This window comes from Paenibacillus kribbensis (assembly GCF_002240415.1).
In the GTDB taxonomy this organism is placed as follows: domain Bacteria; phylum Bacillota; class Bacilli; order Paenibacillales; family Paenibacillaceae; genus Paenibacillus; species Paenibacillus kribbensis.
The window spans coordinates 4026479-4039625 of sequence record NZ_CP020028.1 but is presented as its reverse complement, the minus strand read 5'-3'; the positions used below and the strand labels follow the sequence as shown (position 1 = coordinate 4039625).

The 13147-nt window shown below is 41.2% G+C and carries 10 protein-coding genes and 1 pseudogene; 9 read left to right on the top strand and 2 right to left on the bottom strand.

Translation table 11 applies throughout. The annotated features are described in order from the left end of the window. Positions 1-57: 57 nt before the first annotated feature. The 3 genes and pseudogenes from B4V02_RS17990 to B4V02_RS17980 all read left to right on the top strand — a co-directional run bounded on the left by B4V02_RS17990 (position 58) and on the right by B4V02_RS17980 (position 2740). Positions 58-566 (top strand): annotated as a pseudogene (locus tag B4V02_RS17990) (ribosomal maturation YjgA family protein). A gap of 60 nt (positions 567-626) precedes the next feature. Then, entirely contained in the window at positions 627-1838 is a 1212-nt protein-coding gene (locus B4V02_RS17985; RefSeq protein WP_094155817.1) for a rhamnogalacturonan acetylesterase, read from the top strand. Between the two features lie 344 nt (positions 1839-2182). Continuing rightward, positions 2183-2740 carry a hypothetical protein gene (locus B4V02_RS17980; RefSeq protein ID WP_007429489.1) on the top strand — a complete coding sequence of 186 codons (558 nt, stop codon included), beginning with the start codon at positions 2183-2185 and terminating at the stop codon, positions 2738-2740. A 70-nt stretch (positions 2741-2810) separates the two neighbouring features. On the opposite strand, the gene B4V02_RS17970 is transcribed toward B4V02_RS17980, so the two are convergent. Further along, a complete protein-coding gene (locus B4V02_RS17970; protein ID WP_094155816.1) occupies positions 2811-3152 on the bottom strand; it encodes a GIY-YIG nuclease family protein in 342 nt (113 codons plus the stop codon). Between the two features lie 33 nt (positions 3153-3185). Next, positions 3186-3944: a DUF2087 domain-containing protein gene (locus B4V02_RS17965; protein ID WP_094155815.1), complete on the bottom strand. Its 759-nt coding sequence runs from the start codon at positions 3942-3944 to the stop codon at positions 3186-3188. A 291-nt stretch (positions 3945-4235) separates the two neighbouring features. Between B4V02_RS17965 and B4V02_RS17960 the strand changes: the two genes are divergently transcribed. From B4V02_RS17960 to B4V02_RS26750, 6 genes are all read left to right on the top strand, one after another. Beyond that, entirely contained in the window at positions 4236-5744 is a 1509-nt protein-coding gene (locus B4V02_RS17960; RefSeq protein ID WP_244188357.1) for a fibronectin type III domain-containing protein, read from the top strand. An 82-nt stretch (positions 5745-5826) separates the two neighbouring features. Beyond that, positions 5827-11616: an RHS repeat-associated core domain-containing protein gene (locus tag B4V02_RS17955; protein WP_341865693.1), complete on the top strand. Its 5790-nt coding sequence runs from the start codon at positions 5827-5829 to the stop codon at positions 11614-11616. A 12-nt stretch (positions 11617-11628) separates the two neighbouring features. Next, positions 11629-12117 (top strand): HEAT repeat domain-containing protein, encoded by a 489-nt coding sequence (locus tag B4V02_RS17950; protein ID WP_094155814.1) that lies wholly within the window; start codon positions 11629-11631, stop codon positions 12115-12117. 171 nt (positions 12118-12288) lie between these two features. Next, the gene (locus B4V02_RS25940) at positions 12289-12459 is read left to right on the top strand and encodes a hypothetical protein (RefSeq protein ID WP_167383766.1); all 171 of its coding nucleotides are present in this window, start codon (positions 12289-12291) and stop codon (positions 12457-12459) included. A 204-nt stretch (positions 12460-12663) separates the two neighbouring features. Beyond that, positions 12664-12828 carry a hypothetical protein gene (locus B4V02_RS26755; protein WP_244188355.1) on the top strand — a complete coding sequence of 55 codons (165 nt, stop codon included), beginning with the start codon at positions 12664-12666 and terminating at the stop codon, positions 12826-12828. Next, positions 12809-13045, top strand: a complete 237-nt coding sequence (locus tag B4V02_RS26750) for a hypothetical protein (protein WP_244188354.1) — start codon at positions 12809-12811, stop codon at positions 13043-13045. Before B4V02_RS26755 ends, B4V02_RS26750 begins: the two co-directional genes overlap by 20 nt. The last annotated feature ends 102 nt before the right edge of the window (positions 13046-13147 follow it).

Genomic DNA, 13147 nt, shown 5'->3' with positions numbered 1-13147 from the left:
TGACGAATTTCCAGCAGCCTAACGGAGATTTTCCAGTGTTAGGACAGGTGATTTAGCTTGATAAGCGTTCGTAAAAGCGTCAGCAGGCACGCAAATCGGGCAATACAGGTGAAGTCTCGCTGGAAAAAACGCGCTGTGTATCTGGTTGTCGTACTGGTCGCTATCTTATTGGGCTTGGGAAGCCGGGTATTCTCCTCCCGGTTGCCTGAATTCGTTGCCAGTCACTTTGGAGATGCCTTGTGGGCGTGCATGATTTACTTTGGGCTGAGAATGCTGTGGGTAGATCGTCAATTGTCTGTAGCCCTGTGGGGCAGCTTGCTGTTTTGCTTCGCCATTGAGTTCAGTCAGATGTACCAGGCTCCTTGGATCAACCACATTCGGGCGACAACGCTGGGCGGACTGGTGCTTGGCAGAGGATTCCTGACCGCTGATCTGATCAGGTATACGGTTGGTATTGTGGTATCCTGGACGCTGGATCAAATCTGCCAAAAGCTGGCAGGGAACAATCACGAATAGACGACGACAAATCACCCAAATCACTCAAACCACCTAAATTATTCAAATAACTTGAAAAGCGAGGGTTGCGCTTGAAACAAAAGGGAAAACGTCACAGGTTGTTCGGCAAGATGATTGGATTATGCGCAGGGTTTAGCTTATTGTTTGCGACCATACTTGTTCCAGGGCAGGCACTGGCTGAAAAACAGCTTGCGGCGTCTCTTCGTTTTGACTTTGGTCCGGGGAACGTTGCTGACGGATATACCCAGGTCACCGCCAAGGATGCTTACACGCCTGAGCGAGGCTACGGATTTATGGATCTGTCCAAGGTAAGCGAAGAGGATCGTGGTGGAAGTGATGCTATTCGCTCGGATTTTGTTCGTGTTCACGGCTCATCCTTTGTCGTCAATTTACCACCTGCGGATTACACGCTTTCCCTGATTGCCGGAGATGCAGCCGGAAACACAGATATCACTGTAAAAGCCGAATCCATCGTTAAGGTGGAGCCAACCACCAAAGCAGCAGGCCAATTTGTCGAGGCAGGATTTGAGCTCGCCCTTATTGACGGTCAGCTGGAATTGTACTTCTCGGGAAATGATCCGAAGGTTAACGCTTTGGTTATTACGCCCAAGGAAGCTCGAACGGCTGGAGAGCATCCTTCGGTATACCTTGCCGGAGATTCTACGGTTCAAACCTATAAGCCCTCCATGAAGCCCCAGGCGGGCTGGGGTCAAATGATTGCGCCGTTTTTTACGGATGAGACTACATTTGTGAACCGTTCTATAGGTGGACGAAGCACGAGGACCTTCCTGGTGCAGGGACGGCTGGATGATATATTGAGAAATATCCGGCCCGGGGATTATCTGCTCATACAGTTTGGTCATAATGATGCGGCGATCAACAATCAAGAGCGCTATGTTTCACCCGCAGATTACAAGGTTTACTTGAAAACCTACATTCAAGGAGCCACACAACGTGGGGCGATACCAGTGTTAATTACTCCTGTGGGTCGTCGGGATTATGATGCGGCAAGTGCTTCCTTTCGGATTAGCTTCCCGGAATATGTGAAGGCCATGAAGGAAACGGCAGCCGAGACAGGTGTTGCACTGGTTGATCTTAGCCGCTTGAGTGTAGAATATTACAATACACTTGGCCTGGAAGGAACACTCCCGCTATTTTTACATGTGGAGCCAGGGGTGTATCCTGCATTTCCTGATGGGGTGAAGGATGATACGCATTTTCAGGAGTATGGCGCGGAGCAAATAGCCCGACTGGTAGCTCAGGGCATTCGCGGGCTGAATATTCCTTTAGCCTCTTATGTGCGGACGGAGGATTCGCAATAAAACGCTATTTCCATCCATGATATACTTAGAAAATAAACTGGCCCTACCCAAGGATAGCATTGTTTACGGCTTGGGTAGGGCTTTAACGTTTTTAGAGTAAGAATACGGACGCAACAGGTGCAGTTACGGGAGGCTTGGCGGGGATTTATTAATACTTTAGTGCTTTTATTTGTCAGATTCAATCTTGGAATGGTAGTATAAGGGTAGATATTACTCTATTTGGGATTCTATTAATCTAAATCATATTTCTTTGAATGCCGATATATGGGAATGAGGCGAGAACATACTGTTATTATAGCCGCCCGAAAATGGATGTATATCATTGGGTTAGGAGAGTAGAAGAAGTGTCGGATTTATATACCAAAAAAGAAGTAGAGGAATATGTAACGAACACAGCTCTTGAACGACCTTTAGGTGTAAGCATTGCAGCTATTTTACTGATTTTTAATGGGGCTCTTCTGATGGTGACACAGCTATTGATACTCAATGAGTTGAATGAGGCTTCTACGTTGATAGGGATTTGCAGGGGGATGTTTCAAGGATTCATTGCTTTGCTTGGTTTGGCCGGAACGACTGCCGGTGTTGGTATGTTGTTTGGCAAGAAGTGGGCCTGGTGGCTGGCTGTATTTTATTTTACATATGAGACTATGTATTATGCGTGTGCCATTCTGTTCATTCCGGATGTCTCGCCCATATTGGGCGGTGTACAGCTGAGTCCTGCTCTATATTACGTAAAGTATGGTATGCGCATTATTTGGAATCTGGCTTTTACTTTGTTCATGTGCCAGGGAAAAGTGCCCGGATTTTTTCAAACAGATGAAGTCAACAAGTGGAGAGCATGTATTGCATTATTACTAATTAATGGAGTGCTGGTTGGAATTGGCTGGGGATTATTAAATTAGGTTCACCGTATAGAAGCCTTCATTGATCCAGATAACGAAGGCTCCAGATGGCTGCTCCTTAAAAGTGGTTTTACAAATATCCTTTATCCCCATAAGGCTGGAGTCGGTCAAGCCAAGTCTGCTCCAGCTTCGCCAGTGCATCTTTGACATCGAAGAACTCTGAATCCTTTTTCTTCAAAATGTCCAGCACTTCAAATTCAAACGCATCCTCGCCATACTCATTCCATTCCTGTTGCAGTTGTTTATTTTTAGATACGCCCATCTGCAATTCAAAACGACGGCCGTTCAGCGATTTTAAATTCGGCGTAGAAGCGACAAGCATTTTTCCATTGTGTGTATTGCGAATGCAATAGATTCCAGCCTCGGTTTTTATCTCCATGTACTGCTGTACCAGTTCTTTTCTTCGGTTCATTGTCGAATCCTCCTAATATATAAACGTTGTCCATTAATAATCTTTCAGCCAATATTCACTGCCATCCGGCTTGCGAGCCAATAGACCATATTCAATCATATATCTGCGCACCGTTACATAATCGTCATACACTTCCTGTAAAATCGCATTGATATCCTTCTCATGATACGTTTGTCCTTTTACGAAACGTCCCGCAATTTCACGCAGCACAACCAGCTTGTGCTTTTCTTGCATTTTGAAGGTTTTCAGACGCCCGTCTGTACCATTCGGAAAATACTTCTTGAGTATCTTTTGCTTTTCTTCTTCCGTAATGTTGTAGCGTTCGTCCACCATCCGTGCCCGTACCGGCACTTCGACGATGGAGGGAGCATGACGGTCCTTCTCCCTTAGCAGCTCCATTAATGTGAGAAATACCTTGGCCTGCCTTTCTTTTTCCTTGAGTCCAAAGCGGTGATTGCGGATGGTTGATGCACTGCCGATTCCGGTTTCCTTTTGAATATCCGCATCGCCCATGCCTTGATAAAATAGCTGAAGCAGCCGATTCTGATGATCCGTCAGCCCGGTCAGCTTTTTGTCCAGGCCGATCAAATATTCAAATACCGAACCATATGTCCGCTCAATATGAAGACGCATGTATCTCTCCGCATCATAAAATACCCCTTGGTCCTGATAGATGATACCTTGCTCGTATCGCTGTCCGTCCAGCAGGCAGACCACCTGCTCTCCCTGACGGATATATCCGCGCTTCAGTTCCTCGATTCCAGCATTCCAAAATAGCTCGGAATGGTCCATTTTAGCAAACACCTCGATTAAATGATGATTATTTTATAGACAATATAACATTTTGTTTGTTTTAAATCAATGAGTGGGATGAATGTAAGGGAGATTTCCAGTGACTCTGTCGCCAATTTATACACAGGAGAGCCAATCCACCTGAATACAGATGAATTCATTCATGAAACAATACTTATTTTACAGATGCTTGTAATTTACTTTCTTCTAATATTTAACTGTTAGTAGAATTATTGAAAAGTTATAATGCTAATGATTATCTGAGTGTACTTGGAGAAAAGAGGTTAAGAGATGATGTTGAAAAAATGGCCATTAATTTTGATGCTAGCCGTGCTGGTAGTAGCATCATTGGGCTGGAACGGTGGAGTATCTTATGCAGATTATCGTACTTGGGACAAGGACAAGGGTAGATTTTATTATACTTGGTACAAGTACAAGGGTACTGAGGTGAAGACATATAAACTGACTGAAGTACCTGGAAGACAAATAGAACTGGGTTTTGATATTGATAAACATTCAAAAGAAGGAGAAATGGAAGAGCGAAGGTTCTTTCAGGCTTTAAGCCAAACCCCAAATGTGTATGGAGACTTCACCGGCTACAAAACAGTGAAAACAACTGGAGTTGTCACCGAAAGTATAACGGATGGGGTTAGCAAATTTACAGTAATTGATTGGCTTTATAAGCAGGAGCCACAAATTGTAAAATACGTAAATCCAGATGTAACTAGAAAAGATTATTTTACTTGGCAATCAGGTAATGCTCTTCGAATTTTTATGAAAGGGTCAGATGCAACTTCTTTGTTTGAGCTGTTTTATAAGGGGGTACCAAGTGAAGAACGGCTTCATTTTAAAGCTAACGATATATATTTTGTTAGATTCTCCTCCAGATATATGACTGCTGAAGCGTTAACAGAGGAAGGGGCTCATACGTTTACCAACCGGGAGTTTGTAGGTCAGATAACAAGCGCAGATCCTGCAGAATATCCGCAAAATGGGATTTCAAGGGGTTACTATTATGTTTTTAAATGGTCGGATTCGGATGATCCCCATTATGTAGAACAACTGGCCAAAGCTACAGCAGCGGTAGCACAAGCAGAGACAACCCAATTACAGACGGATGTGAATGCAACTGTAGAGCTAATAAATAAGCTGCGAGATCCAGAAAAAGGTAAGCTTGTTGAAAGGGTAGTAGCCATACAGAAAATCATTGATGCAAAAGCTGCCTATACTGAACAATTAAAGACAGCTACGCAGGCAGTTGAAAAAGCAGAAGCTTCAAAATTACAAACTGAGATTAATATGGCCCGCACTTTACTAGTGCATCTCAATGATACAGACAAACAACAGCTTAATGACCGATTGGATCGTATACCGGCTATTGATGATTTGCCCAAGGATATAACAAGTCCTTCCAAACCTAAGAAATTAGTAGGTTCCAGACCTTCGCCTAACAGCATTACTCTAACCTGGGAAGCATCTACCGATGATGTTGGAGTTGTTGGCTACGATGTTTATCGTGATGGTCAAATGATAGGTAATACCAAGGAATTAACCTTTCAAGTAGACCAGTTAGAACCTCAGAAAATATATAAGTTCGCAGTAAAAGCCAAGGATGCGGCTGGTAACTATTCGGAGTTTAGCAATAGCATTAAAAGTGGCCTATCCAGAAAGTATAAATATATATATGACGCTAATGGAAGGCTTGAGCATATTGAACAGGATGGTCAGGTTGTTTTCCAATATCATTACGATGCTAATGGTAACCTGATACAGATTATAAAAATGAGCAACACCAAATAAATGATAAGTAACTTAATTTAAAGTCGGGAATGGAGAGAAGAACTTGCGATTTAGAACAACAAAACGTCATATAGCGATAATCATGATTATCACATTTATTTTCGGTACAATTAGCGGCTTTGTTCCTCCAAATGTGTTCGGTGCGGGGAATGACAATTCGCAATACTCGGTGGATCAAATGGCTGCCCGATTTGGAGTCACATCATCTTTTCTTTCGGAACAATTAAGAAAAGGTTATTCATTAAATCAAATTTATACAGCGTTATATATGGCTGAACAAGATCATATAAGCTACGAGCAGGCTGTAGCTTCGTTATTCCCTTCAGAAGAGAACCAATCGCAAGCCGTAACAAGCGATGTATACAATAAGCTATCGGATGCTCCATTAGATAACCTGATTTCTCATAGTGTTACAGATGATGTTTATCAAACAGATGACCTTGATCCTGCGAACACAGTCACCAAAGATGTATATAAAGTGGACTTCCTGAAACAAAGTCTCATGGCGAATGTGCCACAGCTCCCACCCATTAGAGAAGAAGCGCCAGTATACAATAAGTCTTCTTTTAATGAAGCTCCTTATTCTGTTGGCGATGATAAAGAATCGATATCCACTTTATCAGGCAGCTTATCGCTGCAAAATACAGATTTAACTCTGCCTGGACGAAATGGACTTGGTTTTTCCTTGACGCGTCAATATGATACGAATCGGGCTCAATTTTTTGACAAAGGCGCTGAAATTGTTGACAACAGTGCTGCTGTGCAAAACTATTATGTCTACTTTAAGGCGATGATGAAACCTGTTACCAAGTCGTACAAGGTGTCCTATCAGCAAAAAAGATGGGTGCAAGAGGACACAAATGGGGACGGGAATGTTGATGTGAACACCTATAATCTTCAGCCGGAAACAAAAGTTATAGGCAATTACACGACTTATGAAGCTGCCAGCCAAGCGGCGGGACAAAAAATAACCTATACTATACCCTCGGAATCTAGGACTGAGAAAGACTCCAGGACTGGAAAATGGGAGAAGGCTTTTCCGGACTCTATTAAGTATAGTAAAGATGGGTTTACCGGAACTTTAAGCAAAGATGGGCAAGCCAGAGTCATCAAGGGATCATATACGGCTCCTAGTTCAAAAAATATATACATGGAACAGTGCAGCGTTATGAATTTGTTCTATTATGATAGTACGGGCAACGCTTCGCGAACTTTTCCACGTAGTCCGGTATGTGGAGACTCTAAAATGCATTACGACAGGGATTCATATGTAGGGGATTTAACTTTATCGTCTTTACTTGTTTATCCAAGATGCCCCATGTACTCTCCTGGTAGAGCAATGTGTACAGAATCAGGAACAGCGTATTATTCCGGAACAGTCTACAATAAGGGAACTGCTGATACCCGGGAATGGAGGCAAGATTATAGCGGAACCGTTACTAAACCCGGTTATATAAGTGATATTGGTTATAGCGAGTGGACTAGCAACGGAAAAGGCGGAAGGACAAGAACGGCCTTTACCATGGAGGGCTCACCACAAATTGAAACGATTGTTTCTGAGGGGCTGGAAACGGCTGTTCGCCGACAGACAGCGCTGTTCACAACCATTGCTGAGGCTGAGTACTATAGGGATGTAATTAACAGCAGTCCTCAGGCTGAAATTCCGGGTGACGATGGGAATAAATACTATATTGCAGCAGATGCAGATGCTACCGTTTTTGCTGAGATTGTAGCCTATCAACCTTCATTTATCTTTCAAAACCGTACCTATCCTGCACTAGAAGATCAATTGAACCCTCTGGGTAAGGGGTGGTCCTGGAATTTGCCTTATGTAGAAACCAAAGAGGGCAAGCAGTATATGCACTTGGGGGATGGTGGCAGCTATGAAATTGAGGGCGACCAGCTCAAAGGTTACGACTGGAAAGGACTGACCTTCACTCCCGACACTTCAGTAACCGTTAATGGGGAGAACTCAGCTACTGTATTAACTTCTATTGATGGGGCGAAAAAACAATATTTTTCCAAAGACGGTCAGTTGCTGCAAATTGAAGATGCATATCATAACACGATAAAGTTCAATTATGAACTCAATGCTACTTATAAACGTAAATTGCTTAGTAAGGTAGAAGATGCGATCGGCAACTCGATTGATATTCAATATACGGCTACAGATGTTACTTTATCTAAAGGAAACCGCACTGTTGTTTATCATAAACATACAGAGCAAGGTGTTGAATTACTGGATTCAGTGACAGATGCCGAAGGCAGAAAAACCACATATTCCTATACATTGGCACCTGCCAAGTTTAATTTGAGTGCGTCACATCCTGAAAGACAAATCTCTAATCCGTACGCTTTGTTAACCAAAGTATTTCATCCTACGGGAGCCTCTACTTTGTATACTTACGAAGACCAGCCAGTAAAACGCTATATTGGCTCCAATTCGGTAAACGAGGCATATAGAGCGGTCTCACGTGTAGACCAAATCACATATGAAAACAATCAAACCGAAAACTATAATCGGGAAACGATTCATTATAATTCTGATATGGGTGAGAGCTATGTAAAAGATACTTCGTTCTCTACCGTAACAGACAATGGATTGGTTCGTTCAACATTCAATTATAATAAAAAGTTTATTAGTGCAGACACGCCACCACAGTATTATCTGGATCAATCTGTGGTTAAAGCAGGAGATTCTGAAAAAAGCACAGCTTATCAATACGGCAAGCAGGTGACAGGCAAAGCCTATACCGTACCTGTACCAACCCGTACTTCGTCCAGCAATAATCAAAATGGAGACGTTTTGACAACGACTGCTGAATATGATGATTACGGTAATATTACAAGCTCAGTGGATGAAAAAGGTTCTCAAACTGCGTATATGTATGACGACAAGCACAGGATTAAAACCGTTACGGAACCGATTGATTCCCAAAGCACTGGAGTTACAGAGTACACGCGTAACCCACAAGGGAAAGTAACGCAGGTCATCGTCTCCAAAGATCATTCCGGGGGAGAATTACTTCAAAAAGTAAATTATTCGGGTATCGATGCTTACGGAAATACAACGGTTCAGACGATTGCTAATGGTAACAAATCTGTGACTACAACAACGGAATATAGCAGCAGTTACGACCATGCTTTTCCAACGAAACAAAGTGTAGAGGTTACAAATATTAATGGTGAAAAATCTACAGTAACCATTCAGTCTGATTATGATAAGTCAACTGGTTTAATCACTTCCTCGCTGGATGGGAAAGGTCAGAAAACCGGGTATCAATACGATGCTCTTGATCGCGTAAAAGCCGTAACCTATCCGGACGGTAAAAGTATTCGTGTAGCCTATGATGATCTTGAGAACACCGTAACGGTTACGAATGAGCTGGGGATAAGAACCAAAACACGTTACAATGCTTTGGGCTGGAATATCGAGTCAGGATTGTTCGAAGGTAACGATTACGTGATCAAGTCCAAGTCAGCTTATGACGCTAACGGAAGATTAGTGTCCAGTGAAGATGCACTTGGGCATCTGACACGCTATGGCTATGACGCTTGGAGCCGTACAACCTCGACAGCCTATGCGGACGGTTCAGAAGCAGCAGTTAAGTATGATGATGCTCTTCGTCAAGTAATTCAACGAGACGGTGAGCTTAATGAACAAATTCAAATCTACGATAAATGGAACCGTTTGGTACAAAATAAAGAAAAATCAGCCATGGACGGTATTGAGAAAATAACTTCCAAGATAGAGTATGATGCTGTAAGCGATCAGATTTTGAAACAGACCGATGCGAATGGAAATGAGACTCAGTTTTCGTATAATGCCTTGGGTGACCAAACAGCGGTGACGGAGCCTAATGGCGAAACGACGAAGTACACTTACGATATGCTGGGTAATCTCACTCGGATCACATATCCGGATGGTCAAGCTAAAGTCAAGTCGTATGATGAACTGGGTAGAGTCATTCAAACCAAAGACGCGAAGGACCAGATCGAAAAGCGCTATTTTGATCTCAATGGGAACTTATCCAAGAAAATAGACCGCAACGGGAATGTAACTTCTTTTGAATACGATAGCCGTAATCGATTAAAGTCGCGTGTAGGTAAAGATGAGACTGTCAGCTACGTATATGATGCTGCAGGCAAACGCCTAAGCATGACAGATCAAACGGGTACAACATCCTATGCGTATGACCCGTATACGGAGCAACTGAACACCTTGTCTTACCCGGATGGGTTAAAGCTTTCTAATCAGTATGATTCGAATGGCAATCGAACTGAAATGACAGGACCATTTGGCGAACAAGTAAACTATACGTATGATCAATTGAACAGATTGAAGACCGTAGGCAACACAAGAAATAAGCCCGTTTCGGAATATACCTATACCAAAAATGGATTGCTGGATTCAACAGTATCTGCAAATGGTTATCGCCAGCAAAACCAATATAATGGGATTGAGTTAGTTGAATTAAAGCACACACGATCTGATGTGGAAACGAACAGCTTCCAATATAGCTATGATCCTGGTAAAAATATCACGAAGCGTATTCAAAATGGTGTAGAGGATGCCTTTACGTATGACAAACTGAATCGGATTGCTACCTCTACCGAAAATCAGGATGCTTATTCGTATGATGCCAGAGGGAACCGTCTTACGATGGAAACAGAGAGAGCTCCGCATACGAAGCCGAGGGAGAATAGCTTTGACGATCAGAACCGATTGACGCAAGTCAAGGTCGACGGAAAGCTCGTAGAGTACCGATACAACGGGGATGGATTACTGACAGACCGTATACAGGATGGCGTTCATACCCGATACTACTACGATGGAAACAGTGCGCAAATTATAGCAGAAGCTACGATTGAAAATGGAAAACCTGTTTTAAAAGCCAATTATATTCGAGGTCTCAAATTAGAGGCTATAGCTTATGCGGATCAAACGGAAGCCTATCCCGTCTACAATGGTCACGGAGATATTATTGAAATCAGGGATTCCTCCGGAGCCTTGCTAAATCAATATCAATATGATATCTGGGGCAATGAAGAGGTCAAGGAAGAAAAAGTCCACAACCCATTCCGATATTCAGGCGAACTATGGGATGATACAACGGAATTACAATATTTGCGTGCCAGATGGTATGATCCTGATAGTGGAAGGTTCATTAATGAAGATACGTATGAGGGTGAGCAGGATAATCCTTCGAGTTTGAACTTGTATACGTATGTGAAGAATAATCCTTTGAGGTTTGTTGATCCTAGTGGACATATGTATACTGAAATAGGTACTAACTATAGTGCAAATGATAGCGCCTCAATTAATAAGTATAAGGCTATTTTTCAACTTGGAGTTGTTCACAGAAATCCACTTATAATGCAAAGTGCACATGATGCTGCTAACTTTGTTAGATTGAAATATCAAACTTATGTAAATCGAACTAACTATTTATCTAATGTTTACTATCCTATTGTGAATAAGGATCAGTATAATGAATTACTTAAAGGTAGCGCAAATGAGGTTCCTTTTCTAGAAGATCCATTATTCTTTTTATTTGATGGTACATTTACTTTGTCTTATAAAGCTGCAGCCTCTCTTGCAGTTAAGACATTGGGTAAAAAAAGTGTAGAGCAAACTACGACTTATATGCTTAAGATGGATTTACAGCTATTTGCTAAAAAGGGAAAAGAATTTAGAGGAGGAGCAAAGTCAACCCGTGATAATTGGTATGGCTATAATGATAAAGAATTTCAAAAATGGTGGCACAGATCGGGCAAGAAAGAATATGGTGGTAATGATATCGAAGATAGTGCAGAGGCTAAAGCAATATATGAATACTGGACGTCGATTGGTAAGCCAAATGTAAAATAAGGTGGAGACGAAGTGAATAAATTACTTTTAGAAAATGTTATAAATAATGGGGATTTAATGGAAGCAGTGAAGATGATAGAAGAAGTGGGTGAAAAGAGAGATAATGAATTTACATCTATACTGATTAAGCATCTTGGATCAACTGATAGTCCAATATTAAGAAATGCAATCGCTATTGCATTAGCTGATATAAGGAATCAAGAAGCTATTTTACCACTTATCAATGTACTGAAACACCCAAAAACAGAAGGGAGTAGAGGAACGTTATTGTATGCTTTAGAATCTTTTGATATTGTTCCCCATATTGTTACAATAACAGATTTACTTGATGATAACTTTGAAGTCAGCAGACATTCTTTTCAATTGATAAGTGGCGTAGCTAATAATCTCTCTAGTACACAAAAGGAAATATGTAAACAATTGATAAAAGATAAGATAGCTGATGTGAAAAATGAAAATAATCGCACCTTTTTGTTAGATTCTCTGCGTCTTTTTAACTGATTTTTTTCGTGATAGTCGTTTGCGAACAATTAGAAGTTCTATAGGTAAAATACTCTGTAAAGACCACATGTGGAATATTTGCATGTGGTCTCTTTCTATCTCGAAATGGTGTAGAAGATTCCTTTACGTATGACAAGTTGAATCGGATTGTTACTCCACGGAAAATAATGAATGGGCTACATGGAAGCTACAAGAAGCATTTTTAGGCAAGATGCTGAAATGCAAGAAACGATCGAATCAATAGCTTTTGGGTCAATAACAAGAATTGAAAAAGCCACAAGTTTAATTAAAAATGAGGCAGGATTGGTAAAAGCAGCTCAACAAATGAGCAAGAATCCATGAGCTTGTGGCTAAATTCCTTAAGGGAAATGTTAATCCGGGAATTGGAACGAAAAATTTAACAAGAGATATTGGGGAAAGAAGGAGCAAGAGTATTTTTCAAAATGAATAATGGTCAAATGACCATCTTGGCTAAGGCTAATAAGGCTAACGAACAAATAGTTATTAATATTTTATACAAAGTTTACAGTAAATGAGGAGGTCCAAATGAGAATAAAAAAAATTGTTTATCCAACCCCACTCTCTCAGCTAGAAGATATTGAGGATGATAATATAGATGTATTTATTGAACTTGAAGATGAGACTAATATTTCTGTGGTTGTATGTACTCCAAAAAATCTAAATCAGTTATATGGCCAAAGAGAATATTAATTTTATTCCTGCATCGCCACCAGATATTATTGTGAAGTCATTAACAGAAGAGAATATTGAACAGGCAATTAACAATTATGCTCAAGAAGATGCTTTTTGGCTTAAGCTGTTTTTTGTAGCTGGTATTGATAAAACAGTCATAGATTTAGAAAAAATTGATTTGTGCCTTAAGGAAATTAAAAGAGTGAATCGCGAGCTCTTGAATGATTATAATTAACTAGTAAAGTTATTTTGACCACATGTGAGTATGAAAATGAAATTCCATGTGATTTCACTTTTGAAACTTAGTCCACAAGTACTAATGATTTTCTAAGGAGAA

Coding starts and splice junctions, on each gene's coding strand:
- B4V02_RS17960 (WP_244188357.1), top strand. CDS start 4,236: ATGATGTTGAAAAAATGGCCATTAATTTTGATGCTAGCCGTGCTGGTA.
- B4V02_RS17985 (WP_094155817.1), top strand. CDS start 627: ATGATTGGATTATGCGCAGGGTTTAGCTTATTGTTTGCGACCATACTT.
- B4V02_RS26750 (WP_244188354.1), top strand. CDS start 12,809: ATGGCCAAAGAGAATATTAATTTTATTCCTGCATCGCCACCAGATATT.
- B4V02_RS17965 (WP_094155815.1), bottom strand. CDS start 3,944: ATGGACCATTCCGAGCTATTTTGGAATGCTGGAATCGAGGAACTGAAG.
- B4V02_RS17970 (WP_094155816.1), bottom strand. CDS start 3,152: ATGAACCGAAGAAAAGAACTGGTACAGCAGTACATGGAGATAAAAACC.
- B4V02_RS17955 (WP_341865693.1), top strand. CDS start 5,827: ATGATTATCACATTTATTTTCGGTACAATTAGCGGCTTTGTTCCTCCA.
- B4V02_RS25940 (WP_167383766.1), top strand. CDS start 12,289: ATGGGCTACATGGAAGCTACAAGAAGCATTTTTAGGCAAGATGCTGAA.
- B4V02_RS26755 (WP_244188355.1), top strand. CDS start 12,664: ATGAGAATAAAAAAAATTGTTTATCCAACCCCACTCTCTCAGCTAGAA.